The sequence below is a fragment of the Bacillus sp. AF62 genome (assembly GCF_050312695.1).
Lineage (GTDB): Bacteria > Bacillota > Bacilli > Bacillales > Bacillaceae_G > Bacillus_A > Bacillus_A cereus.
In genome coordinates, this window is record NZ_JBNPJZ010000098.1 from 57,328 (window position 1) to 82,677 (window position 25,350).

The window sequence follows — 25,350 nt, forward strand, 5'->3', positions numbered from 1 at the left end:
ACAAATAATTTTTATAGGAGAGGATGACAATAGAAAAAAGAACCAGCTTTATATGTCTATTTCTCTTTAGTTTAGTAGCATGCTCACCATCTAACACTACAATTGATAAGAAGAACGATGTCATTGTAAAGGGAACCAGGATTTCCAATCTAGATAAATTTGAAAATTTCGTTTTGAATGTCGAACAAAGGGAAGTTGATAAAATAAGAATTGTACAGTATACCCTTGAAGGGGACCCGATTTTTCAAACGTTAGAGTATAGTGGGAACGATATATTTTATGTGTCAGATAATAGAAAAGACAAATTTGCTGGGAAGGATAAAGGGTTACATAAAGATAGTTGTAAAAGTATTGTTAAAGAGCAGCGCGAATCAGAAAGTACTTATCGGTTAATAGATTGTATGAATGAAGCTGGGCGCAATGGATATGACTTAGTATATGTACCTAAAAAATAGAATTAGTAGAGGAAGGAAGTATTTACTCCTTCCTTTTTCTATGTGTATATTGTCGAAAACTTTACCGAATATCTGTTCGTTTTTTTAGGTTTTTTATAGGCATTCGTGGTAAAATAATAATACAGATTTTTATGAGGAGGTCGGATTTTACTTGGAACATCAATTTGAAATTATATCAGCGTATTCCCCGCAAGGTGATCAGCCGGTAGCTATAGAGAAGCTTGTAGAGGGAATTAATAGTGGAAAGAAAAAGCAAGTGTTGCTTGGAGCGACAGGAACGGGTAAGACATTTACGATTTCAAATGTCATTAAAGAAGTGCAAAAGCCAACACTTGTTATGGCTCACAATAAAACGTTAGCAGGACAGTTATATAGTGAGTTGAAAGACTTTTTCCCGAATAATGCAGTTGAGTATTTTGTTAGTTATTACGATTATTATCAGCCGGAAGCGTATGTACCACAAACAGATACGTTTATTGAAAAGGACGCGCAGATTAATGATGAAATTGATAAATTGCGTCACTCGGCAACGTCTGCATTATTTGAACGGGACGATGTAATTATCGTTGCGAGTGTATCGTGTATATATGGTTTAGGTTCTCCTGAAGAATATCGCGAGTTAGTTGTATCACTTCGAGTTGGTATGGAGAAGGACCGCAATCAATTGCTTCGTGAACTTGTTGATGTACAGTATGGACGTAATGATATTGATTTCAAGCGTGGTACATTCCGTGTGCGCGGAGATGTAGTTGAAATCTTCCCAGCATCACTTGATGAGCATTGTATTCGAATTGAATTTTTCGGCGATGAAATTGATCGTATTCGTGAAGTAAATGCGTTAACAGGTGAAGTATTAGCAGAACGTGATCATGTAGCAATCTTCCCAGCATCTCACTTCGTTACACGTGAAGAGAAAATGAAGGTCGCTATTGAAAATATTGAAAAAGAATTAGAAGAGCGTTTAAAGGATTTAAATGATAATGGTAAGTTGCTAGAAGCACAGCGTATAGAGCAACGTACACGTTATGATTTAGAAATGATGCGCGAGATGGGCTTTTGTTCAGGTATTGAAAACTATTCCCGTCATTTAACACTTCGTCCAGCGGGTGCAACACCGTATACGTTATTGGACTATTTCCCGGAAGATTTCTTAATTGTTATGGATGAGTCGCACGTATCAGTGCCACAAGTAAGAGCGATGTATAACGGGGACCAAGCACGTAAGCAAGTGCTTGTGGATCATGGATTCCGTCTGCCGTCAGCTTTAGATAATAGACCGCTCATGTTTGATGAGTTTGAGGAGAAAACAAATCAAGTTATTTACGTTTCGGCGACGCCAGGACCGTACGAGTTAGAGCAGTCACCAGAAGTAATAGAACAAATTATTCGTCCAACAGGGCTTTTAGATCCACCAATCGATATACGACCTATTGAAGGGCAAATTGACGATTTATTAGGAGAGATTCAAGATCGTATTGCAAAAAATGAACGTGTATTAATTACGACTTTAACGAAGAAAATGTCAGAGGATTTAACGGACTACTTAAAAGATGTAGGAATTAAAGTGAACTATCTTCACTCTGAAATTAAAACGTTAGAACGTATTGAAATTATCCGCGATCTTCGCCTCGGTAAGTTTGATGTACTGGTCGGTATTAACTTATTACGAGAAGGACTAGATATTCCAGAAGTATCACTTGTAGCGATTTTAGATGCTGATAAGGAAGGGTTCTTACGTTCAGAGCGCTCATTAATTCAAACAATTGGTCGTGCCGCGCGTAATGAAAACGGCCGCGTTATTATGTACGCAGATCGTATAACAAGATCAATGGGAATTGCAATTGAAGAAACGCAGCGTCGTCGTACTATACAAGAAGCCTACAATAAAGAGCATGGTATTACGCCGAAAACGATTCAAAAAGGCGTACGTGATGTAATCCGTGCAACGACAACGGCTGAAGAGACAGAAACATACGAAGCAACTCCTGCTAAGAAAATGACGAAAAAAGAGCGTGAAAAGACAATTGCGAAGATGGAAGCAGAGATGAAAGAAGCAGCAAAAGCGTTGGACTTCGAGCGTGCAGCTGAACTAAGAGATTTACTATTAGAATTAAAAGCGGAAGGGTGAAAAGAGTGAGTAAGAGCAAGGATTTTATCGTTGTAAAAGGTGCTAGAGCACATAACTTAAAAAATATTGATGTAACCATTCCGAGAAATCAGCTTGTCGTTGTAACGGGATTGTCTGGTTCGGGGAAATCATCATTAGCATTTGATACGATTTATGCAGAAGGGCAGCGCAGATACGTAGAATCGTTATCTGCGTATGCGCGCCAGTTTTTAGGACAAATGGATAAGCCGGATGTAGATACGATTGAAGGATTGTCACCAGCGATTTCAATCGATCAAAAAACGACGAGTCGTAATCCACGTTCAACTGTCGGAACGGTAACGGAGATTTATGATTATTTACGTTTATTGTTTGCGCGAATTGGTACGCCAATTTGTCCAAATCATGGGATTGAAATTACATCACAAACAGTAGAACAGATGGTAGACCGTGTTCTTGAATATCCTGAACGTACGAAATTACAAGTGTTAGCTCCTATCGTTTCTGGGCGTAAAGGTGCACATGTGAAAGTACTTGAAGATATTAAGAAGCAAGGATATGTTCGTGTACGTGTTGATGGTGAAATGCTTGATGTGTCTGAAGAGATTACGTTAGATAAAAATAAGAAGCATTCTATTGAAGTTGTAATTGACCGTATTGTTGTAAAAGAAGGAATCGCAAGCCGTCTTGCTGATTCACTTGAAAGTGCATTAAAGCTTGGCGGAGGCCGAGTGTTAATCGATGTAATGGGAGAAGAGGAACTTCTATTTAGTGAACATCATGCTTGTCCGCATTGTGGTTTTTCAATCGGAGAATTAGAGCCGCGTATGTTCTCATTCAACAGTCCGTTTGGAGCATGTCCTTCTTGTGATGGACTTGGTTCAAAGCTAGAGGTAGATTTAGAGCTTGTTATCCCGAACTGGGATTTATCATTAAATGAACATGCGATTGCACCTTGGGAGCCGACAAGTTCACAATACTATCCACAACTTTTACAATCTGTATGTAATCACTACGGCGTTGATATGGATATGCCTGTGAAAGATATACCGAAAGATTTATTTGATAAAGTGTTGTATGGAAGCGGGGAAGAGAAGGTTTATTTCCGCTATGTAAATGAATTTGGTCAAGTAAAGGAAAATGAGATTTTATTTGAAGGTGTTATTCCAAACATTGAACGTCGTTATCGTGAAACGAGTTCCGATTACATTCGTGAGCAAATGGAAAAGTATATGGCAGAACAAGCTTGTCCGAAGTGTAAAGGCGGCCGCTTAAAGCCTGAAAGCTTAGCTGTTTTTGTTGGTGATAAAACGATTGCTGACGTAACGAAGTATTCAGTTCAAGAAGTACAAGAATTTTTCTCGAATGTAGAGCTAACGGAGAAGCAACAAAAAATAGCTCATTTAATTTTAAGAGAAATTCAGGAGCGCGTTGGATTCTTAGTGAACGTTGGTTTAGATTATTTAACGCTAAGTCGTGCGGCTGGTACGTTATCAGGTGGTGAGGCGCAGCGTATTCGCTTAGCGACGCAAATTGGTTCTCGTCTAACTGGCGTACTTTATATTCTTGATGAGCCTTCAATTGGTTTACACCAGCGCGATAACGATCGTCTTATTCGTACATTGCAAGAAATGCGCGATTTAGGTAATACATTAATCGTTGTTGAGCATGATGAAGATACGATGATGGCTGCTGATTATTTACTTGATATCGGACCAGGTGCAGGTATTCACGGTGGGCAAGTTGTATCGGCAGGGACACCAGCTGAAGTGATGCAAGATGATAATTCGTTAACAGGAAAATATTTAAGCGGTAAAGAGTTTATTCCAGTTCCACTTGAAAGACGTAAAGGTGACGGACGTAAAGTGGAGATTGTCGGCGCAAAAGAGAATAACTTAAAGAATGCAAAAATGTCATTCCCACTCGGTACGTTTGTAGCGGTAACAGGTGTATCTGGATCAGGTAAAAGTACGATGATTAATGAAGTACTATATAAATCGTTAGCGCAAAAGTTATATAAAGCGAAAGCGAAGCCAGGTACTCATAAAGAGATTAAGGGTCTTGAACATTTAGATAAAGTAATTGATATTGATCAATCGCCAATTGGTCGTACACCACGTTCTAATCCAGCGACGTACACAGGTGTATTCGATGATATTCGTGATGTGTTTGCACAAACGAACGAAGCTAAAGTGCGCGGTTATCAAAAAGGACGTTTCAGCTTTAACGTAAAAGGTGGCCGTTGTGAAGCGTGCCGTGGTGATGGAATTATTAAAATCGAAATGCATTTCTTACCAGATGTGTATGTTCCGTGTGAAGTTTGTCACGGTAAACGATATAATCGTGAAACGTTAGAAGTGAAATATAAAGATAAGAATATTTCTGAAGTGTTAGGGATGACAATTGAAGATGGAGTAGAATTCTTTGCCAATATTCCTAAAATTAAGCGTAAACTTCAAACGCTTGTAGATGTTGGGCTTGGTTATATGAAATTAGGTCAACCAGCAACAACATTATCTGGTGGGGAAGCACAGCGTGTGAAATTAGCTTCTGAATTACATCGTCGTTCTACAGGTCGTACGTTATATATTTTAGATGAGCCAACGACTGGGTTGCATGCGCATGATATTGCACGTCTTCTAGAAGTGCTGCAACGTCTTGTTGAGAGTGGTGAGACGGTACTTGTAATTGAACATAATTTAGATGTGATTAAAACAGCTGATTATATTGTTGATCTTGGACCAGAAGGCGGGGACAAAGGTGGACAAATCGTCGCTTCGGGAACGCCAGAGCAAGTAGTAAAAGAAGAGCGCTCGTACACTGGTAAGTATTTAAAAGAGATTTTAAATCGTGATAAAGCAAGAATGAAAGAGAAAATAAAAGAAGTAGAGTTATCGCAATAAGTTTATTGATGAAAACCGAGTGGAAATGACGCTCGGTTTTTATTTTACGAGGAAAAACTGGTAAGTATGTTAGTAGGTATACAAGCATGAAAGATAGAATAAGTTGATATAAGTGTTTGTATCATACTTGCGTTTATTATCTATTAGCGTATGATGAAATATATATGTTTAAAAGGATGTGTAACGAAATGAGATGGATTGTATCACTTCTTGTAAATAGCGTTGTGTTAATCGCTGTATCGGGGCTTTTAAAAGGGATTGCACCAGATGCATTTTACGTAGCAAATATACAAACTGCAATTATTGCGAGTATTATATTGGCGGTTTTAAATGTGTTCGTAAAGCCGTTTTTAATTTTAATTACGCTACCAATTACTGTTGTAACTTTCGGCTTCTTCTTAATTGTTATTAATGCGATTACGTTAAAAATAGCAGATTCATTATTAGGAGATGCTTTTAATATATCAGGATTTGGTGTAGCGATTGTTGCGGCAATTTGTATTTCAATTTTTAATATGATTATTGAGAAGGCAATTGTGGAACCTCTATATGAAAAAAAGAGAAAATGACAAAAAGAAAAACATTTTATTATTCGTATGAAATGTTTTTTTCTATTTATTAGAAACCGTATTTCTTGTTTCCAGAAAAAAATGGTACAATATCCGGTAGAATGGAATTTTACATCAAACGAGACTGAACCCGCAGCGGAGTGGAGGTTTATACATATGCCAAAAGTAAGGACAAAAGATTTAATTGAACAATTTCAATTGGAGTTAATAAGTGGTGAGGAAGGAATTCATCGTCCGATTGATACAAGTGATTTATCACGACCTGGAATTGAAATGGCAGGATTCTTTACATATTATCCAGCTGATCGCGTGCAGCTTCTTGGAAAAACGGAGCTTACGTTCTTTGATACGTTAACAACAGAGCAAAAACAAGAGAGAATGAAAGCGCTTTGTACCGAGGAGACGCCATGTATTATTATAACTCGTAATCAAGATGTACCAGATGAGTTATTACAAGCATCACGTGAATCAGGCATGCCTTTATTACGTTCTTCTCAAACGACAACGAGATTATCAAGTCGTTTAACTAATTATTTAGAAGGTAAGCTAGCACCAACAACTGCTGTTCATGGTGTATTAGTAGATATTTACGGTGTTGGTGTTTTAATTACAGGTCAAAGTGGTGTTGGTAAAAGTGAGACAGCTCTTGAACTTGTGAAGCGTGGTCACCGCCTTGTTGCGGATGATAGTGTAGAAATTCGCCAAGAAGATGAAGACACATTAGTAGGAAGCTCACCAGATTTAATTGAGCATTTATTAGAAATTCGTGGTCTAGGTATCATTAACGTTATGACGTTATTCGGTGCAGGGGCAGTGCGAAATTACAAGCGTATTACACTTGTTATTAATCTTGAAATTTGGGATCAAAAGAAAAACTATGATCGCTTAGGTCTTGATGAAGAGAAGATGAAAATTATTGATACAGAACTTACGAAGATTACACTTCCAGTTCGTCCTGGTCGAAACTTGGCTGTTATTATTGAAGTAGCAGCGATGAACTTCCGTTTAAAGCGTATGGGAGTCAATGCAGCACAGCAGTTCTCAGAACGATTAATGAGTGCGATTGAGTTAGGGAATCAGGAGTAAACATTGGAGAGGGAGGTCATACATATGCTGTTAGGTTCTGTACCGCAACTTGACCGCGTAGCTGTCCAACTTGGGCCGTTTCCTGTTTATTGGTACGGGATTATTATCGGTACAGGTGTGCTATTAGGTCTTTGGCTAGCAACTCGCGAGGGAGAAAGGCTAGGTATTCCAAAAGATACATTTGTTGACCTTGTATTAATTGCAGTACCGATCGCTATTCTATTTGCGAGAATGTACTATGTTATTTTTGAATGGGAATATTACGCGCAAAACCCGAGTCAAATTATTAATATTCGTCAAGGTGGCTTGGCGATTCATGGTGGTTTAATCGGAGCGGTTATAACAGGGATTCTTTTTGCAAAGCGACGCGGGGTTTCATTCTGGAAGTTGGCGGATATTGCTGCACCAAGTATTTTACTAGGACAAGCAATTGGCCGATGGGGAAACTTTATGAACCAAGAGGCGCATGGTGATGAAGTAACGAGACAGTTTTTAGAAGGTCTTCATTTACCAGATTTCATTATTAATCAAATGTATATTGAGGGTGTGTACTATCATCCGACGTTTTTATATGAATCATTATGGAATTTTGCAGGTGTAATTTTACTACTTGCATTAAGAAAAGTGAATTTACGCCGCGGGGAATTATTCTTCACATATTTAATTTGGTATTCAGTAGGACGCTTCTTCGTAGAAGGCTTACGTACAGATAGTTTAATGCTAGGACCACTTCGTATTGCACAAGTAATGTCAATTGGACTTGTTGTTATTTCTATTATTTTCATTATTGTGAGACGAAAAATGGGGCAAGCTGATAAAAGATATTCGGAAAATTAGAGAAAAGTAGCATCTTATTATAAGATGCTGCTTCTTTCATATTCAGGAAGGCGAAAGGACTAAGGCAATGAGAATAAATACAGTGTTATTTGATTTAGATGGAACTTTAATTAATACAAACGAACTTATTATTTCTTCTTTTTTACATACTTTAAATACGTATTATCCAAATCAATATAAGCGTGAAGATGTGTTGCCATTTATCGGTCCATCTTTGCATGATACTTTCAGTAAGATTGATGAAAGTAAGGTTGAAGAGATGATTACAAGTTATCGCGAATTTAACCATGATCATCATGATGAATTAGTAGAAGAATATGAAACTGTATATGAAACAGTTCGAGAGTTGAAGAAGCAAGGTTATAAAGTTGGTATTGTTACAACGAAAGCGAGACAAACCGTTGAGATGGGATTACAGTTGTCAAAGCTTGATGAATTTTTTGATGTTGTCGTGACAATTGATGATGTAGAGCATGTGAAACCACATCCAGAGCCACTTCAAAAAGCGCTTGAATTATTAGATGCAAAACCAGAAGAGGCATTGATGGTTGGAGATAATCATCATGATATTGTCGGTGGTCAAAATGCGGGGACGAAAACAGCTGCGGTTTCATGGACGTTGAAAGGTAGAGCGTATTTAGAAGCTTACAAGCCGGACTTTATGCTAGATAAAATGAGCGATTTGCTACCGATTTTGTCTAATATGAACCGTTCATAAAGGTCCAAGTAAGTTAGTAGAGGAGCGAGCTAAGTGCGACGGACAACGCGCTATCCTGTTTCAGGAGAAAATTCATTATGGAATGTGTATAAAACAGTGTCTTTTTGGAAGGTAATGAAAAACTTTATTATTATCCAAATTGCGCGTTACACGCCATTTTTATCTGTGAAGAATTGGTTGTACCGTACTTTTTTACGGATGAAAGTAGGAAAGAAAACATCATTTGCGCTTATGGTAATGCCGGATATTATGTTCCCGGAAAAGATAACTGTGGGAGAGAATTCGATTATTGGCTATAATACAACGCTTTTAGCGCATGAATATTTAATTCGTGAATATCGACTTGGGGAAATCGTCATTGGAAATGAAGTGATGATTGGAGCGAATGTAACAATATTACCAGGTGTGAAAATTGGAGACGGTGCGATTGTCTCAGCTGGCACACTTGTTCATAGAGATGTACCGAGCGGTGCTTTCGTAGGTGGAAATCCAATGCGTATTATTTATACGAAAGAGCAAATGACCGCAAGAGAAGGTTCATGGTGAAAATGTAACATTTCTCCTCTTTTTTTATGAATAAAAAGGAAATAATTGAGTATAATATACTGTTTTGTTTTTTACGGAATCGTTTATACTTATAGATAGAAGAATGTGTGAGCGAAGAAAACAAAAAACTGGAGGATATATGGGGAAAAATCAAAGGATATATAAGGAGAACGGACAAGTTATCTCTTTTAATCAATTAGCGGACTTCTTTTATAAAAAAGGGATGAGAGCTTACAAAGGGCAAAAATTGCAAGATGCAATTAAATATTTTCGAAGAGCGGCACAAAGTGAGAAGGAGCCGTTTATTTTATGTCAATTAGCAACAGTATTATCTGAGGCTGGTGAATATCAAGAGTCGAACCAAATCTTCTTAAAGTTAGTTAGATCTAATCCAGAACTTGAACAGTGCTATTATTTTATTGCAAATAATTATGCATATATGGGGTTATTTCAACAGGCGAAGAAATATGCGGATCGTTATTTAGAAGTTGCAAAAGAGAAGGAATTCGTAGAAGATACATTAGAACTTCTTGAGATTATGGAAGAAGAAGCAATGGGTGCGGAAGAGATTGAAGATGAAGATGATTTAATTGTTATGCAGGAAGAAGCGAATCGTTATATTCGTAATGGACAATTGGAAGAAGCAATTGCTACATTAGAAATTGTTACGAAAGATTATCCGGAATTTTGGTCAGGTCATAATAATTTAGCCATTGCACATTTTCAATCGGGTAATGTAGACAAAGCACTGAAGTTAACAGAAATGATTTTAGAGAAAAATCCTGGTAATATACATGCGCTTTGTAATACGCTTATTTTTCTATATTCAATTGGAGAGCATAAACAAGTAGAAGCGTTAGCGGGACAGCTAGTTTCGGTATATCCGATTTCATTTGAACATCGTTTGAAACTGGGAACTACACTTGCAACAATTGGTTATTTCGAGCATGCATATAAATGGTTCAAACTATTAAAGCGTCAAGGATACGAAGGAGACGTTAGTTTTTATTATTGGTTTGCATATTCTGCGTATATGGTGAAAGATCAGCAACTAGCTGAAAAAATGTGGCAACATGTCGTGGAATTGCATCCTGATAAAAAGGGAAAAGAACCGTGGAATGCGCTGAATTTAGCAGATGAAGGACAAAACGTGTTATTTGAAGAATTACGAAAATCATTTCAGCAAAGTGCGACGCTAGAAGAACAAATGCTAGCTTTATATTTAATGAATGAATTGTCAACGCCGGAGAAGGTTGGATTCTTCTTTGATATAACGCAAGCGAAGAACGGTGTTCCCATCGTATCGCAACTTGCAAAGTACTTCTTTTTACTTAATAGTCATAAGAGTATTCCAGCTGATTTACAGCAATTTGAGCAGTGCGCGAGAATCGCGGATGCCTTATACAATTATACGAAAAAAGATGATGAATTAATTGAAGAGTGTTTACACTTTTGGTTTTGTACGTTCATACGTTTATATACATCTGGAGACATATTTACAAATGTGTACGGCTGGTCAGCTGCGATTGAATACATTGTACGCGGCGAACAAGGAAATAAAATGACACAGTCGGAGCTTGGAGATGTATATAATGTATCTGTAGCGACTGTCCGAAAGTATGTGCAAGCTGTTAAGCGTACGCACACATAAGATAAGCAAATCATTGGGAAAAAAATGATGCTAACAGTATAATGAGGGTAACTTAATTGTGTAGGAATGGATAGGAGTGAATAGTGTGTCAGAAGAAAAAATTTATGATGTCGTTATTATTGGTGCAGGACCAGCTGGTATGACAGCTGCAGTATATACATCTCGTGCAAATTTAAGCACATTAATGCTTGAGCGTGGTATTCCAGGTGGCCAAATGGCAAACACGGAAGATGTAGAAAACTACCCAGGTTATGAGTCTATTTTAGGACCAGACTTATCAAATAAAATGTTCGAGCATGCGAAGAAATTTGGTGCTGAATATGCATACGGTGATGTGAAAGAAGTCATCGATGGTAAAGAATACAAAACAATTATTGCTGGTAAAAAAGAATATAAAGCACGTGCAATTATCGTTGCAAGCGGTGCAGAGTATAAAAAAATTGGTGTACCGGGTGAAACAGAACTTGGCGGCCGTGGTGTATCATATTGTGCAGTATGTGATGGGGCATTCTTTAAAGGAAAAGAACTTATCGTAATTGGCGGTGGAGATTCTGCTGTTGAAGAGGGTGTGTTCTTAACACGCTTCGCATCAAAAGTAACGATCGTTCACCGTCGTGACACGCTTCGTGCACAGAAAATTTTACAAGACCGTGCTTTCCAAAACGAAAAAGTAGATTTCATTTGGAACCACACTATAAAAGAAATCAACGAAGCAAGTGGTAAAGTAAGAAGTGTAACACTTGTAGACGTAAACAGTGGAGAAGAGAAAGAAGTCAAGACTGACGGCGTATTCGTATACATCGGTATGTTACCATTATCAAAACCATTTGTTGAACTAGGTATTACAAATGAAAATGGTTACCTTGAAACGAACGAACGTATGGAAACGAAAATTCCTGGTATTTTCGCAGCTGGTGATGTTCGTGAAAAAATGCTTCGTCAAATTGTAACTGCAACAGGTGACGGTAGTATTGCAGCACAAAGTGCACAACATTATGTAGAAGAATTATTAGAGGAATTAAAAACTGTATCAGAAAAATAAGAGATAACATACCTTGTGAGAAGAAAGCTACCGACAGGAGCTTTCTTCTTTTTTTGTGTGAAAATGTCAAAGTATTGTCAAAAAATATAAGGATTATAAGCTTTCTTATTGATATACTGGACTTTACGGAAAAAATCACTATAAGAAATGAGGAATTTATTCAGTATGGAATGGCGTAATATATATCGTGGATTTTGTATGGGCGTTAGTGATTTAATTCCTGGTGTGAGCGGCGGTACAATCGCTGTTGTGTTAGGGATTTATGAACAATTGCTTGCGGCAATTAGTGGATTCTTTAGTCGTGAATGGAAAAAACATTTAGGGTTTTTAATTCCACTTGCAGCTGGTGTGGCAGTAGCGTTTTTAACGTTAAGTCATGTTATTAAATATTTACTTGCAAATCATTATGAACCGACTCAATTTTTCTTCCTCGGTTTAATTATTAGTATATTACCGATGTTAATGAGAGAAGCTGATGCAAAGTCGTCGTTTAAAGGTAAGCACATTGTTTTATTAATAGTTGCAGCAATTCTTGTTGCGATCACAGCTTTCTTTAAACCAGATAAGGCAGCAGATCCAATTACGACGTTAACAATTTTAAATGCAATTGGTTTATTTTTCGCAGGATGGATGGCTAGTATGGCTATGCTACTTCCTGGGATTAGTGGATCGTTTATTTTATTAATTATTGGTGTGTATCCAACAGCAATTAACGCTTTAACTACACTTAACTTACCTTTAATCGTGGTTATCGGTGCTGGTGTTATGGTTGGATTTGTTGTAAGTAGTAAAGGCATTAGTTTTTTATTAGATCGTTACAAAAGTATGACATTTGCGGCAATTATTGGACTAGTTATCGGTTCGATTGTAATTGTGTTCCCTGGTATTCCAACCGGCGGATTTTCAATTATAAGTTCAATTATTACCTTTATTTTAGGATTTGCGATTGTTACTTATTTCGGTAAGAAATAAGGGCTTTAATCCCCTTGGCGATAAAAATCGTTAAGGGGATTTTTCATGCTATTCATTAAAAGTCTAAGCATTTACATTGCTTGTTATGGAAAGCTTTTTTAAAATTGTTGAGTAGCGTATGCTTAGCGAAAGAGGACTGGCTCCTTCGTTGTAGCAAACTGTTTTTGATAGTATAATGAAAGAAGTATGCAGTGAGAAATTTTACTGCAAGTAGCTGAGGTGAAGAAACATGCAAAGAGTGACAAACTGTGTGTTAATTAGAGATAATGAAGTACTCTTACTCCAAAAACCTCGCCGAAATTGGTGGGTTGCACCAGGCGGGAAAATGGAGCGTGGTGAGACTGTAAGAGATTCCGTTGTTCGCGAATATCGCGAAGAAACAGGTATTTATTTGAAAAACCCAGCGTTAAAGGGGGTCTTCACCTTTGTCATCCAAGAAGGTGATAAAGTTGTTTCTGAATGGATGATGTTCTCCTTTTTAGCGACAGATTTTGCAGGAGAAAACAAACTAGAGAGCGAAGAAGGCATCATTGGTTGGCATACATTTGATAAAATTGATGATTTAGCAATGGCGCCAGGAGATTATCACATTATTGATTATTTAATTAAAGGAAATGGCATAATCTACGGTACATTTGTATATACCCCAGATTTTGAGTTGCTTTCATATCGATTAGATCCGAGTTAAACCGTCAAGGAGAGGATACGATGACAGAGAATAATGATATAAAAATGGTAATTATTACAGGGATGTCTGGAGCTGGAAAAACAGTAGCTTTACAAAGTTTTGAAGATTTAGGATATTTTTGTGTAGATAATTTACCACCGATGTTATTGCCAAAGTTTATTGAGCTTATGGCGGATTCAAAAGGGAAAATGAATAAAGTGGCACTTGGTATTGATTTACGTGGCCGCGAGTTTTTCGAGCATTTATGGGGAGCACTTGATGATTTATCAGAACGTACATGGATTATTCCTCATATTTTATTTTTAGATGCGAAAGATAGTACGCTTGTAACTCGTTATAAAGAAACGAGACGTTCGCATCCACTTGCACCAACTGGTTTGCCGTTAAAGGGAATCGAAGCAGAGCGCAATTTATTAACAGATATGAAGGCACGAGCGAATATTGTGCTTGATACATCGGATTTAAAACCGAAAGAATTACGTGAAAAAATTGTTCACTTGTTCTCAACAGAAACTGAGCAAGCATTTCGTGTAAATGTTATGTCATTTGGATTTAAGTACGGTATTCCAATTGATGCAGATTTAGTATTTGATGTTCGTTTTTTACCAAATCCATATTACATTCCACATATGAAGCCATTAACAGGACTAGATGAAGAAGTTTCTTCCTATGTACTGAAATTTAATGAGACACATAAGTTTTTAGAGAAGTTGACGGATCTGATTACTTTCATGCTGCCTCATTATAAAAGAGAAGGCAAAAGTCAACTTGTAATTGCAATTGGATGTACAGGTGGACAGCATCGTTCTGTTACGCTTACAGAATACCTTGGGAAACATTTGAAACCAGAGTATAGTGTTCATGTATCTCATCGTGATGTGGAGAAGAGAAAGGGCCATTAAGGGATGAAAAAAGAGAGAAAGCCTAAAATTGTCATTATGGGAGGCGGGACTGGACTTTCTGTTTTATTAAGAGGATTAAAGCAATATCCTGTTGATATTACAGCAGTTGTTACAATCGCTGATGATGGTGGCAGTTCGGGTAGATTACGTGATGAGCTAGAAATTCCACCTCCAGGTGACATCCGTAACGTACTGGTTGCGTTATCGGATGTAGAGCCACTGGTGGAAGCTTTATTTCAGCACCGTTTCACAACAGGAGACGGACTGAAAGGTCATGCGTTAGGAAATCTATTGTTGGCAGGTATGACCTCGATTACAGGAGACTTTTTCCATGCAATTACGGAAACAAGTAAAGTATTAAATGTCAGAGGACGTGTATTACCAGCAGCGAATCAAAGTGCGGTACTTCATGCGGAACTTGAAGATGGGGAAATTGTAACAGGTGAATCAAAGATTCCTTATTACGGAAAGAAGATTAATCGTGTCTTTTTAACTCCAGAAGATGTAGAGCCATTGCATGAAACCTTGGCTGAGATTAAACGAGCTGATTTACTTGTTTTCGGCCCAGGAAGTTTGTATACGAGTATATTACCCAACTTAGTTGTTAACAAAATTGGGGACGCTGTTCTTGCTGCAAAAGCGAAGAAGGTATATGTATGTAACGTTATGACACAAGCGGGTGAAACGATGGGATATACTGCTTTTGATCATGTGCAGGCGTTACACGATCATTTAGGGCAACCATTTATTAATACTGCAATTGTAAATAACCGTGAGATTCCTTGTGAATTACGTAAGTTATACGAGGAAGAAATGTCTACACCAGTTGTAGTGGATGAAGAACGTTTTGCTGAAAATAATATTGATGTTATTCAAGAGGGATTAGCGAAGTATGATGATCGTGTTGTAAGGCATGATACGTTAAAGTTAGCTTCGATTTTATATTCATTGTTATAAATGTGCGTTGCCTCGTTTGAGGTGGCGCTCCTCATTCATATAGGACAAGAATTTTGTTCCATAATAATCGTATAAGGAGGTGTTGACTGTGTCATTTGCATCAGAAACAAAGAAAGAGTTGACGAATCTTGAAGTGAAAGAATGCTGTGAGAAAGCAGAATTATCGGCGTTACTTCGAATGAACGGATCGCTTTCTTTTTCAAACCGTCGCTTATCTATCGATATTCAAACGGAAAATGCGGCAATTGCAAGAAGGATTTATACGCTTTTGAAAAAAGGATATGACGTGACGGTAGAATTACTTGTTCGTAAAAAAATGCGATTGAAGAAAAATAATGTATATATCGTAAGGCTTGTTGAAAAGTCTCGCGAAATATTAGCCGATCTTCATATCGTTCGAGATGACTTTTCATTTATTCGAAATATATCACAAGAATTGATTGAGAAGAAGTGTTGTAAACGATCGTATTTACGCGGTGCATTTTTAGCAGGTGGTTCAGTAAATAACCCAGAAACATCATCTTATCATTTAGAGATCTTTTCGTTATATAAGGAACATAATGATGCTATATGTGAACTGATGAACGGATTTGATTTAAATAGTAAGACGTTGGAAAGAAGAAAAGGGTACATTACGTATTTGAAAGAAGCGGAGAAAATTACGGAATTTTTAAATATTATTGGTGCTCATAATGCACTTTTAAGGTTTGAAGATATTCGAATCGTACGTGATATGCGTAATTCCGTAAATCGTTTAGTGAACTGCGAAACAGCTAATTTAAATAAAACAATTGGTGCAGCGCTAAGGCAGATTGAAAATATCCGCTATATTGATGAGACGGTTGGTCTTGATATATTGCCAGATAAACTACAAGAGATTGCGCAACTACGAAGAGATTATCAAGATGTAACATTGAAAGAGTTAGGTGAGATGGTATCCGGGGGGAAAATTAGTAAATCGGGTATTAATCATCGTTTGCGTAAAATCGATGAAATTGCAGAGAAATTACGCGCGGGGGAAACGGTAGCAAAAAAATAAGAGGGTAAAGGGGAAATGGAGCTGTGGTTCAAAAACGAGTTCAGGTTTCATTAAAAAACGGTTTACAAGCACGTCCGGCTGCGTTGTTTGTACAAGAGGCAAATCGCTTTCATGCAGATATCTTCATTGAGAAAGATGGAAAGACAGTAAATGCAAAGAGCATAATGGGGATTATGAGCTTAGCAATTGGAACTGGAAGCATGATAACAATTACAACAGAAGGTTCAGATGCAGAAGAGGCTTTAGAAGCATTAGCTGCATATGTACAATAAAGAGCTATCGCGTATATGCGATAGTTTTTTTGTTTTGTTGTTTGTGCGGATTAGCGGGGAGGGGTATTTAGCTGGTTTGTCCTTGTCGGAGATTGTCGGTAAATCGATATGTTGTGTCGAACCGTTGATATATTTAGAGGGATACTGGATGGGGTATGTGAGCGGGGAACAATATATAAAAGAAGCGCCCAATTATAGGGCGCTTCCACTTTTAGTTGTATCCAGCTCCAGCGACCTGCGATTCTAAACGAGCCGCTTTCGCTTTTTAGTATTAACGATTTGTAAAGATCTTATCGATTAAACCGTATTCTAAAGCTTTTTCCGCTGTCATGAAGTTGTCGCGGTCTGTGTCGCGTTGTAGTACTTCAAGTGGTTGACCAGTGCGGTCAGCAAGAATTTGGTTTAGTTTTTCACGTAAGAATAGGATACGTTTTGCAGCGATTTCGATTTCAGTCGCTTGACCTTGTGCTCCACCAAGTGGTTGGTGAATCATTACTTCACTGTTTGGAAGTGCGTAACGTTTTCCTTTTTCACCTGCTGCAAGTAAGAATGCACCCATAGATGCAGCCATACCGATACAGATTGTTGATACTTGTGGTTTAATAAACTGCATTGTATCATAGATTGCCATACCCGCTGTGATAGAACCACCAGGGCTGTTGATGTAGATGTGAATATCTTTTTCTGGATCTTGAGATTCCAAGAATAAAAGCTGGGAAACGATTGAGTTAGCTACGTTGTCATCAATTGCACTACCAAGCATAATGATGCGGTCTTTTAATAGTCGAGAGTAAATATCGTAAGCGCGTTCTCCACGATTTGTTTGTTCAATTACTGTAGGAATTAAATTCATCTGTTATTTCCTCCTTCTAAAGCTTTCTTAGTCTTATAATACAATTATGGTCAATAAAGGTCAAACGAAACCACTTTAAATCAAAAAAATATGTAGTTGTACCATGAAATATTCGCTATGTTTTCGAAATTCCCTGCTTATGTATCTTCAACATCATAACCGAATTACGTAAATTTAAACGTTATGAAAACTGGAGAAAAAAGAAAAGAACGCCTTTTAACTGAAGCGTTCTTTCGATAATTAGTCTTTTAAAAGATAGGTTACTTTATTTAAAATTTTTTCGATTTGTTTCGCGTTTTTACTATACATTTCGTTTGCTGATTTCGACTTTGTTTCTAGGGAAAATAGTTCAAGATCAGCATGACATTTTTTTAAAGATGCTAATAATAAAGGTTTGTTTTGAGGAGAAGGCATTTGGAGTTTGTCATTGTAAATGTCGATAGTAAGTTGTCCGTATGAATCCACTTGACCGAGGAAGACATTTTCAATAACAACACCGAGTTTTTCTAATTCTGAATGTAGCCAAGCACGGTTATGTCCGCTTGCTGAAAGAGGTTCATCTAGTACATTTCCATCCATAATAACAGTTTGTGGTTCTTTTTCATTCGGTACTTTTAAACCGATGTCTTTTGCTGTAAGTGGCTGAGAATCTTTCTTTAATAATACATTTAATTCTCCGCTCGGTTCTAAGACAGCAAATTCGACTTCAGCTACGCTGAACGCACTTTTTCCACGGAGAAGTTCCAGTAATTCGTCACTCGTATATTTTTCTTTCTTTAAGTTATCTTCGAGTATCTTTCCGTCTTTTATTAATACGGTAGATTTTCCTTCAAAGAAGTCCCGAGCTGTTTTGTTCTTTAAAGAGAGGATTCCTGTTAAAAAAGGTACCACAGCGAAAATGAGTATTGCAAAGACACCGTGAAAAAATTTTGAATCGAGCCCTGTAGATACTTGGGCAGCGATGTCACCAATCGTCATTCCGGCTATGTATTCAAAAAAGGAAAGCTGAGAGATTTGTCTTTTCCCTAACCATTTCGTAATAGCGAATAAAATAATTAATATGAATACAGAGCGAAGAATGACAAGTGTCCATTCCGGCAGGTGAGACATAGTCGTTTCCTCCAGTCTACTTAAAACCCTTTATATTGAGGTTCTTCACGTTCTAATACTGAAATTCTATCCTTTAAATCAGCGATGACGCTGTCCATTTCTAACATACATTCATGAAATACGCGTTTTGATTCTTCGTCTTGTGAATTTAATGAAAGGGAGCTTAAACTTGCTTGAGCGCCCTTTACACTAGCAAGGCAAGTTTTTACGCTAGCGATAACAGTCATATAAACACCTCTTATCCTTTCGGTTTAAATAACAATGCTCCAATGAAGCCGAAAATAATAGCTGCTGATACACCGGCGCTCGTTACTTTAAACATGCCAGTAATAACGCCAACGATGCCATGTTTTGCAGCTTCTTCCATTGCACCATGAACTAGGGCATTACCAAAGCTTGTAATAGGTACAGTTGCCCCGGCCCCAGCGAAGTCAATTAATGGTTCATACAAATTGAATCCATCTAATATTGCTCCGGCAACAACGAGTGTTGCCATTGTATGAGCTGGTGTTAACTTGCCGACATCAAACATAAGTTGTCCGATTACGCATATGAGTCCGCCGATGACGAAAGCCCAGAAAAAAATCATTGCGTTGCACCTCCAAATTCAATCGAAACGGCGTGAGCGATACACGGAATCGTTTCTTCTTGTTGGAATGTAAGTGGAGATAGTAAAGCGCCTGTCGCAACGACAAGTATTTTTTTGAACTCTCCTCTTTTCATTCGGTTTAATAAATGACCGTATACGACTGTTGCGGAACATCCAGGCCCGCTAGCACCAGCTATGACAGGTTGTCCTTCTCTATAAATGATAATTCCGCAATCTTGAAACTGTTCGCTCGTTACTTTGGTTCCATGCTTATGTAGTAAATCGTAAGCAATTTCGCGACCGACATGGCCAAGATCACCAGTCACGATTAGGTCATAGTAAGAGGCATCGATTTGTCGTTCGCGTAAATGGGCTTCGATTGTATCAACTGCAGCTGGAGCCATCGCGCCCCCCATATTAAAAGGGTCTGTTAATCCCATATCAATAACTCGCCCAATCGTTGCAGAGGTTACTCTTGGACCATGTCCAGTATCGCTTAAAATGGCGGCTCCTGCTCCGGTTACTGTCCACTGTGCAGTAGGTGGCTTTTGTCCGCCGTATTCGGTAGGATAGCGGAATTGTTTTTCTACAGCTGTATTATGACTGGATGCACCAGTTAATAAATATTTTGCGCCTTTTGCATTTACGATACTTGCCCCAAGTGCTAAACCTTCCATAGAAGTAGAACAAGCCCCGAATAATCCGAGATAAGGAGTGCCAAGTGTCCGGCAAGCAAAGCTTGTTGGAGTAATTTGATTGATTAAATCTCCTGCAAGTACAAATTGAATATCATCTTTACGAAGTTCTGCTTTTTCAGTAGCACGACTACAAGCTTCTTCGAATAAAATTTTATGTGCTTTTTCATAGGAATCTTGTCCGAGCCATAAATCTTCATGAAGGATATCGAAGTCTTCTGGGATGTTCCCCTTTGCTTCAAATGGTCCACCGACAACCCCTGTTGAGATAATGACTGGTTTGTTTTCAAATACCCACGTTCGGTGTCCTTGTAACATTTATAGCCCTCCCCATTGAACGAGAATCGTTTTAATAAGTGCGATGACGAAAGCGGAAAATACACCAAATAAAATAACAGAACCAGCTAGTTTAAACATATTGCCGCCAACGCCAAGGACAAATCCTTCCGTTCGATGCTCAATACATGCGGCAATAACAGAGTTACCAAATCCAGTAACAGGTACAGCTGTACCAGCACCAGCAAACTGTCCAAAACGATCGTATATACCAAATCCAGTTAGTAACATAGAAATGAAAATAAGAGTTGCGACTGTCGGATTTCCTGCTGAGCGTTCAGTGAAATCAAAATATGTGATGTAAAAAGTAGAAATGAGTTGTCCGATGAAGCAAATAAAACCACCGACGAAAAAGGCTTTTATACAATTTTTTAAGACAGGTCGTTTCGGTTCGCGTTCTTGTTCGAATTTTTTATACTCCTGTTGTACAGGGGTTAAGTTTTTATCTTTACTAGACATTGCAATCCTTCCTTTTCTTTTAAAAAGCGTTAAGTGTTAGACTCCATTTTTTTACCAATGAATTTTAATTGTTTATTAATTTCATCTTTAGATACTTCTTTTTCCTTAATTTTTCTTTCGAGTTTTTCGAGTAACATAAAGATTTTTTTATCTGTACTGACACGAACATCGAAAGTAGGATGCTCATCACTTAGCTGCTTTTGAAGCTTTTTACGAAGAGGTTTTAATCCAAACCTTTCGTGATGCTCAGGTGTAACTGCTATGTAGAGATCTAAATTTGAATTCACTGCTGTGCTTTTTATAATTTCATCCATAGCGAGAGCTCTTTTCTTCGCTCCTTGTGATATAGATTGATTAAAGGATTCCGTACTCGTCTTTGTTAACTTTGGACCTTTTTCTTTCTCCGTTCGTTTTGCTTCTTCTTTCACTTTTTTATCTAAAGGACTATTATCACATCCGGTAAAAGAGCTAAATAGAAGTGCAAATAATGCGGTTATGAGGCCGAGTTTTCGCATAATTATCATTCCATTTCTATTGCAATATGTAATGTGATAGAAAAAGGATGACTGCATATCATCCTTTTTCTATTTCACAGCAAGACTAATTCGTTATTGCTGTGAGTATTGTGGTTCTTCTTGTTGGACTTCTTCAACGCGTGGGTTTAAAGAATCGATAATCGTTTGTGTTTGCTGCGCAGCTGTTTGGAAAAGTTGCTTAGCTTGTTGGTTATCCGTATCAAGAGCGAATCCCTCTAAGCTAGCTTGTGCACTTTTTAATCCAGAAACAGTTTGCTTTAATTTTGTAATTACAGTCATTGAATGAAGCCCCCTTTGGAATATCAATTCAAAGATTATAATTTGTGAGTTGGGGTGAATTTATGATTGGAAAATTTAGGGGTGGAATAGATTTTATATGCTTTTAGCTAAGATGCATAAGGTATTACGGGGATATTTTTATTGATTTAGATGGATTTTATTGCTATTATTATGAGAAGAAAATGAAGTGTTTTCTATAATCATGCGCCCATAGCTCAGTCGGATAGAGCGGTGGTTTCCGGTACCACGTCTGCCGGGGGTTCGAATCCCTCTGGGCGCGCTTTTAGATTTTTAAATAATTACATGTTTTTTCTTAAAACCTTGATATGACTGGGTTTATATAATTTTGTAGGAACTATCTATTTCAAATAAACTTATACGTTTAGAATTTTTTTTGCACGATTTTTGCACGTTTTATATAACTGATTGGAACAAATTCAACATAGTTTGATCAACGATTCTAGATTCCTTTTGTTCCATTTCATCTAAGACATGTGAATATGTTTGTAGTGTAATTACAATATCTTTGTGGCCAAGTCTTCTTGAAATGTATTTTATATTAACGCCATTGTATAAGAGTATAGATGCATGTGTATGGCGTAATGAATGACATGTTATCGGTTTAACATTGCATCTTGCGCAAATCTTTTTAAGAACTTTGTTTACAGCGTTATTTGTTATAACTTCCATTTGATTATTAATAAAACACAAGTTTTTAGTATTCCTTAAACCTGTTTTCAGAGCATGTTCTTTTTGGTGTTTTTGTAAATCTTTTAACATACTCACTGTTTCCTTATCAATTGTTATTGTACGTACAGATTGATAATTTTTAGTGTTACCAAAGTCATTCTTATCACGATAATCCCACGTCTTATTGATTGTAATTGTTCTTTCTTCTATGTTTACACAGTCCCATGTCATCCCCATTATTTCACCAAATCTTGCCCCAGTGGCTATGGCAAAAAGAATTATATATCTTGAAATGTATTGTGTTGTTAAATTTGTGCGTAATTCATCCACTATTTTTTTCATCTCTTCTTGATTGATAAACTTTAATTCTTCTGATTTTGTTTCATTCTCTCCATGTATAATAGCTTTGTAAGTAGGATCTCTATGCAAAATTCCATCTTCAATTGCATATTTTATACATGCTTTAACACAGTTATGTTTTTTCTTGACGGTCATTTTAGCACGTTTTTTAGATAATTCATTTAAAAAGTTTTGATATAAATCTCTATTTAAGTCTTTTATACGGACACCAATAAAATGCTCTTCGACTAATTTTACAGATTGTAAAAGGTTTTTCTCATGCGATAGACTATGTTTTCCTTTTTTATATACCTCAAACCATTCTCTCATATACTCGGAGAATAGTTTATCTTCTGCATTTAAATTATGTCCACGACTTATTTTTTTTTCTAATTCACTTGCTGCACTTGCTGCTTCTTTTTTGGTCGAGAATCCACCTTGGGTTTTTGTTTTGTATTTATCTCCATCTTTATAAGAAACGCGATACCTCCAACCAGTTGCTCTTTTTTCAAAACTTGCCAAGTTTTTCTCCTCCATTCAAAATAAAATTCACTAAAACTTTTGAATGTTTATATGTGTATCAGTTAAGAAATGAACTAAGTAATTTTTATGATAAAAAGATACTCCTTTTGTCATCCGGATATATTCAAATGCATCTATAACACAAGCCGTTGTAACTTCAAGTTCTTCTGCTATATCCCAAGGTGTTTGGATGCCTTTTTCATAGCATAGTATTAAAGCATCAATTGTAACAATTTGGAGGCAGCCTATTTTTCGGGCTTGGAATTCTTGCTGACGTTCGGTAATAGTTTCCTGTCTAATTATATTACCTATGCCTTTCTCAAAGTGAGCTATTTCCTCACTAACTGTTACGTACTTTTCTGCAATGGTTTGATTAAGATTATTATTGATATATATTTCACTACCAACACAAAGTCCACTTAACCCATTAGGCATCTCATTATTAAAGTTGAAAGTTATTTCTGGATATTGTGCTATAAGTGTTTCCAACTTGTTCATATAAATGCTCCTATTTTCTTTTACTTTTAACAAAATTAATGAAGTCCATTACCTCTTGTAGTTCTTCTTTGCTTAGATTATCTTCCATGTGAGCTGCGATTACCATATGAGGATCATCTTCTGTTTCCTGATCCTTGTTTATAGTGATAATCCCTGATACATCATCATCAGTAATTCTTTCTCCTTTTTCCAGCTTTTCTGCTATCGTAAAGAAACTTTGGGGACTTACCTGTAATGCCTTTGCATAATTTTGTATATCTAATTCATCAAGTGTGCTATTTCTATTTTCATGACCAGATATGGTGCTTTGTTTATAACCAGTAATTTTTTCTAAATCTTTTTGAGTCATTCTTCTGTATTTACGTAAATATTTGATCGCTGGACCCAGAATATTTTTTTTCAATTTCAAGTGACCTCCATCCATTGATACGATAAGGATAGTATACTCTAAAATAACGCGTGATACAATAATAATATTGCGTATCATAATATTGTTTCTGTATATAGCTTGAATAATATCGAGATGTGCGATATTATTTGGTCATCGGATAATTCGGAGGTGACACAATGACTGTTAAAGAAGAAATTAGAAAGAAATATTTAAAACCCAAACGAATTTTAAAAAGAGAAAGAATGGCACGTGATATCACGATTGCAGAAATGGCAATTGCATTGGGAATCAATAGAGACGCATACTCTGCGAAGGAAAAAGGGAAATTTTCATTTTCGGATTATGAGATGCAAGTTATTAAAAAAAAGTTAGGCTTACCAATTGAGTATCTTTTTTTATAGATTAATATCGAGTATCTCAATATTTTAGGGGGCTTTATGTGGAAAAAGAAAAAACATGGTGGGAAATGAAAGATTTAAAAAAAGCTACTGGATATAGTTATGGTTGGTTAACACAAAATATTCTTTACAAACCTTGTTATAAGAAAATATTGGATATTAACAACGGTGGTTTTGTTTATTATCCAGAGTCTAGAGGGAAAAAGTGGTTGTTTATAGCTGATAGAATGCAGGAGTTTCTTGAGAAGCATTTTAATCAGATTGTAAGTAAATAAAAGCAAGTTAATTTACATATATCCATTAGATCAATAAATCTTAAGGAGAGTGAGAAGCATGAATGGAGTACTATTAGCAACACGAATTATGAAAGGGCATGAAGTCGTTAAAAAATGCGCAGAAGCAAGAAATAACCCTTTACTATTAGAAGCTATGGAATCAGAAGCAAAACGTAAGTTATATGAAATGAACCGTAAGGTTTCAAATCGAAGGGAGGTGAGTTAATTGAAGGAAGTAACATTAGTTTTTAAATCAGGTGCTAAAGCAAGTTTTACAGTAGAACAATTTAAAACATTTAAAAATAGTTTTGGATTTTTATCAGGAATTGAATATGAAGGTGCTACTGGAAAGGTACCATTGCACATTGGTGTGAGTAATATCGATGCAATATTTGTGGAAGACATTATTGAAGAGGAATCTAAGGAGCCAGATCAACCAATTGAAGATTTCTATGGTTGTGAAATTAAACAAGATGATAAGTATTTTATGTTTGGCCAGGATGCCGTACTTGAAGGAAATCAAACGAATTACTTAATTGCGGAACAAAGTGTTGAATGCTTTCGAGCTGTATAAAAGGAGAAACCGCCAGTTGGGGCTGACGGCCTAATAAAAACACATGTTGAGGTCATTATAGC

Annotated in this window: 31 protein-coding genes and 1 tRNA gene; 21 read left to right on the forward strand and 11 right to left on the reverse strand. The window is 36.9% G+C overall.

Going from position 1 to position 25,350, the window contains the following annotated elements; all coding sequences use genetic code 11:
- The first annotated feature begins 23 nt into the window (after positions 1-23).
- The 16 genes from ACQRBL_RS26075 to ACQRBL_RS26150 all read left to right on the forward strand — a co-directional run bounded on the left by ACQRBL_RS26075 (position 24) and on the right by ACQRBL_RS26150 (position 16,744).
- On the forward strand, positions 24-455 hold the full coding sequence (locus ACQRBL_RS26075) for a DUF4362 domain-containing protein (protein WP_065485789.1): 432 nt from the start codon (positions 24-26) through the stop codon (positions 453-455).
- A 151-nt stretch (positions 456-606) separates the two neighbouring features.
- Positions 607-2,583, forward strand: coding sequence for an excinuclease ABC subunit B (gene uvrB, locus ACQRBL_RS26080; RefSeq protein ID WP_000400987.1), 1,977 nt, complete (start codon positions 607-609; stop codon positions 2,581-2,583).
- A 5-nt stretch (positions 2,584-2,588) separates the two neighbouring features.
- Positions 2,589-5,465: an excinuclease ABC subunit UvrA gene (uvrA, locus tag ACQRBL_RS26085; protein ID WP_000045587.1), complete on the forward strand. Its 2,877-nt coding sequence runs from the start codon at positions 2,589-2,591 to the stop codon at positions 5,463-5,465.
- Between the two features lie 188 nt (positions 5,466-5,653).
- On the forward strand, positions 5,654-6,034 hold the full coding sequence (locus ACQRBL_RS26090) for a phage holin family protein (RefSeq protein ID WP_001267308.1): 381 nt from the start codon (positions 5,654-5,656) through the stop codon (positions 6,032-6,034).
- A gap of 156 nt (positions 6,035-6,190) precedes the next feature.
- On the forward strand, positions 6,191-7,120 hold the full coding sequence (gene hprK, locus ACQRBL_RS26095) for an HPr(Ser) kinase/phosphatase (RefSeq protein ID WP_001127251.1): 930 nt from the start codon (positions 6,191-6,193) through the stop codon (positions 7,118-7,120).
- Between the two features lie 24 nt (positions 7,121-7,144).
- Entirely contained in the window at positions 7,145-7,957 is an 813-nt protein-coding gene (gene lgt, locus ACQRBL_RS26100; protein WP_000924240.1) for a prolipoprotein diacylglyceryl transferase, read from the forward strand.
- Positions 7,958-8,024: 67 nt separating this feature from the next.
- Entirely contained in the window at positions 8,025-8,675 is a 651-nt protein-coding gene (gene ppaX / locus ACQRBL_RS26105) for a pyrophosphatase PpaX (RefSeq protein WP_001222403.1), read from the forward strand.
- Between the two features lie 33 nt (positions 8,676-8,708).
- The gene (locus ACQRBL_RS26110; RefSeq protein WP_078994130.1) at positions 8,709-9,221 is read left to right on the forward strand and encodes an acyltransferase; all 513 of its coding nucleotides are present in this window, start codon (positions 8,709-8,711) and stop codon (positions 9,219-9,221) included.
- A 139-nt stretch (positions 9,222-9,360) separates the two neighbouring features.
- On the forward strand, positions 9,361-10,872 hold the full coding sequence (locus ACQRBL_RS26115; protein WP_000517723.1) for a tetratricopeptide repeat protein: 1,512 nt from the start codon (positions 9,361-9,363) through the stop codon (positions 10,870-10,872).
- Positions 10,873-10,957: 85 nt separating this feature from the next.
- Entirely contained in the window at positions 10,958-11,914 is a 957-nt protein-coding gene (gene trxB / locus ACQRBL_RS26120) for a thioredoxin-disulfide reductase (RefSeq protein WP_411996230.1), read from the forward strand.
- A gap of 165 nt (positions 11,915-12,079) precedes the next feature.
- Positions 12,080-12,886, forward strand: a complete 807-nt coding sequence (locus ACQRBL_RS26125) for a DUF368 domain-containing protein (RefSeq protein WP_097861447.1) — start codon at positions 12,080-12,082, stop codon at positions 12,884-12,886.
- A 229-nt stretch (positions 12,887-13,115) separates the two neighbouring features.
- A complete protein-coding gene (locus tag ACQRBL_RS26130; RefSeq protein ID WP_001190080.1) occupies positions 13,116-13,574 on the forward strand; it encodes an NUDIX hydrolase in 459 nt (152 codons plus the stop codon).
- 20 nt (positions 13,575-13,594) lie between these two features.
- Positions 13,595-14,476 carry an RNase adapter RapZ gene (gene rapZ / locus ACQRBL_RS26135; protein ID WP_000138459.1) on the forward strand — a complete coding sequence of 294 codons (882 nt, stop codon included), beginning with the start codon at positions 13,595-13,597 and terminating at the stop codon, positions 14,474-14,476.
- A 3-nt stretch (positions 14,477-14,479) separates the two neighbouring features.
- On the forward strand, positions 14,480-15,433 hold the full coding sequence (locus tag ACQRBL_RS26140) for a gluconeogenesis factor YvcK family protein (protein ID WP_000712187.1): 954 nt from the start codon (positions 14,480-14,482) through the stop codon (positions 15,431-15,433).
- Positions 15,434-15,521: 88 nt separating this feature from the next.
- Positions 15,522-16,472, forward strand: coding sequence for a DNA-binding protein WhiA (gene whiA / locus ACQRBL_RS26145; RefSeq protein ID WP_000006566.1), 951 nt, complete (start codon positions 15,522-15,524; stop codon positions 16,470-16,472).
- Between the two features lie 23 nt (positions 16,473-16,495).
- Positions 16,496-16,744: an HPr family phosphocarrier protein gene (locus ACQRBL_RS26150; protein WP_000250307.1), complete on the forward strand. Its 249-nt coding sequence runs from the start codon at positions 16,496-16,498 to the stop codon at positions 16,742-16,744.
- 271 nt (positions 16,745-17,015) lie between these two features.
- Here ACQRBL_RS26150 and clpP read toward each other — a convergent pair whose 3' ends face one another.
- From clpP to ACQRBL_RS26190, 8 genes are all read right to left on the reverse strand, one after another.
- Positions 17,016-17,597 carry an ATP-dependent Clp endopeptidase proteolytic subunit ClpP gene (clpP, locus tag ACQRBL_RS26155; RefSeq protein ID WP_001049162.1) on the reverse strand — a complete coding sequence of 194 codons (582 nt, stop codon included), beginning with the start codon at positions 17,595-17,597 and terminating at the stop codon, positions 17,016-17,018.
- A 240-nt stretch (positions 17,598-17,837) separates the two neighbouring features.
- Complete coding sequence (locus tag ACQRBL_RS26160; RefSeq protein ID WP_411996231.1) at positions 17,838-18,707, reverse strand: DUF421 domain-containing protein; 870 nt, start codon at positions 18,705-18,707, stop codon at positions 17,838-17,840.
- 20 nt (positions 18,708-18,727) lie between these two features.
- Positions 18,728-18,934: a DUF1657 domain-containing protein gene (locus ACQRBL_RS26165; RefSeq protein WP_000215897.1), complete on the reverse strand. Its 207-nt coding sequence runs from the start codon at positions 18,932-18,934 to the stop codon at positions 18,728-18,730.
- Positions 18,935-18,945: 11 nt separating this feature from the next.
- The gene (spoVAE, locus tag ACQRBL_RS26170) at positions 18,946-19,296 is read right to left on the reverse strand and encodes a stage V sporulation protein AE (protein WP_000575919.1); all 351 of its coding nucleotides are present in this window, start codon (positions 19,294-19,296) and stop codon (positions 18,946-18,948) included.
- Positions 19,293-20,309 (reverse strand): stage V sporulation protein AD, encoded by a 1,017-nt coding sequence (gene spoVAD, locus ACQRBL_RS26175; protein WP_000938970.1) that lies wholly within the window; start codon positions 20,307-20,309, stop codon positions 19,293-19,295. Before spoVAD ends, spoVAE begins: the two co-directional genes overlap by 4 nt.
- Positions 20,310-20,786: a stage V sporulation protein AC gene (gene spoVAC / locus ACQRBL_RS26180; RefSeq protein ID WP_000095399.1), complete on the reverse strand. Its 477-nt coding sequence runs from the start codon at positions 20,784-20,786 to the stop codon at positions 20,310-20,312.
- A gap of 29 nt (positions 20,787-20,815) precedes the next feature.
- Complete coding sequence (locus ACQRBL_RS26185) at positions 20,816-21,301, reverse strand: YhcN/YlaJ family sporulation lipoprotein (RefSeq protein ID WP_001228545.1); 486 nt, start codon at positions 21,299-21,301, stop codon at positions 20,816-20,818.
- A 93-nt stretch (positions 21,302-21,394) separates the two neighbouring features.
- A complete protein-coding gene (locus ACQRBL_RS26190; RefSeq protein ID WP_000216166.1) occupies positions 21,395-21,601 on the reverse strand; it encodes a DUF1657 domain-containing protein in 207 nt (68 codons plus the stop codon).
- 204 nt (positions 21,602-21,805) lie between these two features.
- Between ACQRBL_RS26190 and ACQRBL_RS26195 the strand changes: the two genes are divergently transcribed.
- Positions 21,806-21,881, forward strand: a tRNA-Arg gene (locus ACQRBL_RS26195).
- A 134-nt stretch (positions 21,882-22,015) separates the two neighbouring features.
- Here ACQRBL_RS26195 and ACQRBL_RS26200 read toward each other — a convergent pair.
- Genes ACQRBL_RS26200 through ACQRBL_RS26210 form a run of 3 tightly spaced genes read right to left on the reverse strand, consistent with a single transcriptional unit; the run spans position 22,016 to position 24,053 of the window.
- A complete protein-coding gene (locus ACQRBL_RS26200) occupies positions 22,016-23,152 on the reverse strand; it encodes a tyrosine-type recombinase/integrase (protein WP_411996232.1) in 1,137 nt (378 codons plus the stop codon).
- Positions 23,153-23,182: 30 nt separating this feature from the next.
- Positions 23,183-23,650 carry a hypothetical protein gene (locus tag ACQRBL_RS26205; protein WP_411996233.1) on the reverse strand — a complete coding sequence of 156 codons (468 nt, stop codon included), beginning with the start codon at positions 23,648-23,650 and terminating at the stop codon, positions 23,183-23,185.
- A gap of 10 nt (positions 23,651-23,660) precedes the next feature.
- On the reverse strand, positions 23,661-24,053 hold the full coding sequence (locus ACQRBL_RS26210) for a helix-turn-helix domain-containing protein (RefSeq protein ID WP_023523448.1): 393 nt from the start codon (positions 24,051-24,053) through the stop codon (positions 23,661-23,663).
- 164 nt (positions 24,054-24,217) lie between these two features.
- Here ACQRBL_RS26210 and ACQRBL_RS26215 point away from each other — a divergent pair, with 164 nt between their 5' ends.
- Genes ACQRBL_RS26215 through ACQRBL_RS26230 form a run of 4 tightly spaced genes read left to right on the forward strand, consistent with a single transcriptional unit; the run spans position 24,218 to position 25,288 of the window.
- Entirely contained in the window at positions 24,218-24,442 is a 225-nt protein-coding gene (locus tag ACQRBL_RS26215; protein ID WP_098582720.1) for a helix-turn-helix transcriptional regulator, read from the forward strand.
- Between the two features lie 38 nt (positions 24,443-24,480).
- Entirely contained in the window at positions 24,481-24,714 is a 234-nt protein-coding gene (locus tag ACQRBL_RS26220) for a DUF771 domain-containing protein (RefSeq protein WP_023523446.1), read from the forward strand.
- Positions 24,715-24,772: 58 nt separating this feature from the next.
- Positions 24,773-24,940, forward strand: coding sequence for a hypothetical protein (locus ACQRBL_RS26225; RefSeq protein ID WP_001014678.1), 168 nt, complete (start codon positions 24,773-24,775; stop codon positions 24,938-24,940).
- Complete coding sequence (locus tag ACQRBL_RS26230) at positions 24,941-25,288, forward strand: YqaI family protein (RefSeq protein ID WP_270733324.1); 348 nt, start codon at positions 24,941-24,943, stop codon at positions 25,286-25,288. It abuts the gene before it with no gap.
- The last annotated feature ends 62 nt before the right edge of the window (positions 25,289-25,350 follow it).

What these genes read in the sequence shown, in the direction of transcription:
- ACQRBL_RS26075 (WP_065485789.1), top strand. Translation starts at nt 24, where the DNA reads ATGACAATAGAAAAAAGAACCAGCTTTATATGTCTATTTCTCTTTAGT.
- ACQRBL_RS26090 (WP_001267308.1), top strand. Translation starts at nt 5,654, where the DNA reads ATGAGATGGATTGTATCACTTCTTGTAAATAGCGTTGTGTTAATCGCT.
- hprK (WP_001127251.1), top strand. Translation starts at nt 6,191, where the DNA reads ATGCCAAAAGTAAGGACAAAAGATTTAATTGAACAATTTCAATTGGAG.
- lgt (WP_000924240.1), top strand. Translation starts at nt 7,145, where the DNA reads ATGCTGTTAGGTTCTGTACCGCAACTTGACCGCGTAGCTGTCCAACTT.
- ppaX (WP_001222403.1), top strand. Translation starts at nt 8,025, where the DNA reads ATGAGAATAAATACAGTGTTATTTGATTTAGATGGAACTTTAATTAAT.
- ACQRBL_RS26115 (WP_000517723.1), top strand. Translation starts at nt 9,361, where the DNA reads ATGGGGAAAAATCAAAGGATATATAAGGAGAACGGACAAGTTATCTCT.
- ACQRBL_RS26125 (WP_097861447.1), top strand. Translation starts at nt 12,080, where the DNA reads ATGGAATGGCGTAATATATATCGTGGATTTTGTATGGGCGTTAGTGAT.
- ACQRBL_RS26130 (WP_001190080.1), top strand. Translation starts at nt 13,116, where the DNA reads ATGCAAAGAGTGACAAACTGTGTGTTAATTAGAGATAATGAAGTACTC.
- rapZ (WP_000138459.1), top strand. Translation starts at nt 13,595, where the DNA reads ATGACAGAGAATAATGATATAAAAATGGTAATTATTACAGGGATGTCT.
- ACQRBL_RS26140 (WP_000712187.1), top strand. Translation starts at nt 14,480, where the DNA reads ATGAAAAAAGAGAGAAAGCCTAAAATTGTCATTATGGGAGGCGGGACT.
- clpP (WP_001049162.1), bottom strand. Translation starts at nt 17,597, where the DNA reads ATGAATTTAATTCCTACAGTAATTGAACAAACAAATCGTGGAGAACGC.
- ACQRBL_RS26160 (WP_411996231.1), bottom strand. Translation starts at nt 18,707, where the DNA reads ATGTCTCACCTGCCGGAATGGACACTTGTCATTCTTCGCTCTGTATTC.
- ACQRBL_RS26165 (WP_000215897.1), bottom strand. Translation starts at nt 18,934, where the DNA reads ATGACTGTTATCGCTAGCGTAAAAACTTGCCTTGCTAGTGTAAAGGGC.
- spoVAE (WP_000575919.1), bottom strand. Translation starts at nt 19,296, where the DNA reads ATGATTTTTTTCTGGGCTTTCGTCATCGGCGGACTCATATGCGTAATC.
- spoVAD (WP_000938970.1), bottom strand. Translation starts at nt 20,309, where the DNA reads ATGTTACAAGGACACCGAACGTGGGTATTTGAAAACAAACCAGTCATT.
- spoVAC (WP_000095399.1), bottom strand. Translation starts at nt 20,786, where the DNA reads ATGTCTAGTAAAGATAAAAACTTAACCCCTGTACAACAGGAGTATAAA.
- ACQRBL_RS26185 (WP_001228545.1), bottom strand. Translation starts at nt 21,301, where the DNA reads ATGCGAAAACTCGGCCTCATAACCGCATTATTTGCACTTCTATTTAGC.
- ACQRBL_RS26190 (WP_000216166.1), bottom strand. Translation starts at nt 21,601, where the DNA reads ATGACTGTAATTACAAAATTAAAGCAAACTGTTTCTGGATTAAAAAGT.
- ACQRBL_RS26205 (WP_411996233.1), bottom strand. Translation starts at nt 23,650, where the DNA reads ATGAACAAGTTGGAAACACTTATAGCACAATATCCAGAAATAACTTTC.
- ACQRBL_RS26215 (WP_098582720.1), top strand. Translation starts at nt 24,218, where the DNA reads ATGACTGTTAAAGAAGAAATTAGAAAGAAATATTTAAAACCCAAACGA.
- ACQRBL_RS26225 (WP_001014678.1), top strand. Translation starts at nt 24,773, where the DNA reads ATGAATGGAGTACTATTAGCAACACGAATTATGAAAGGGCATGAAGTC.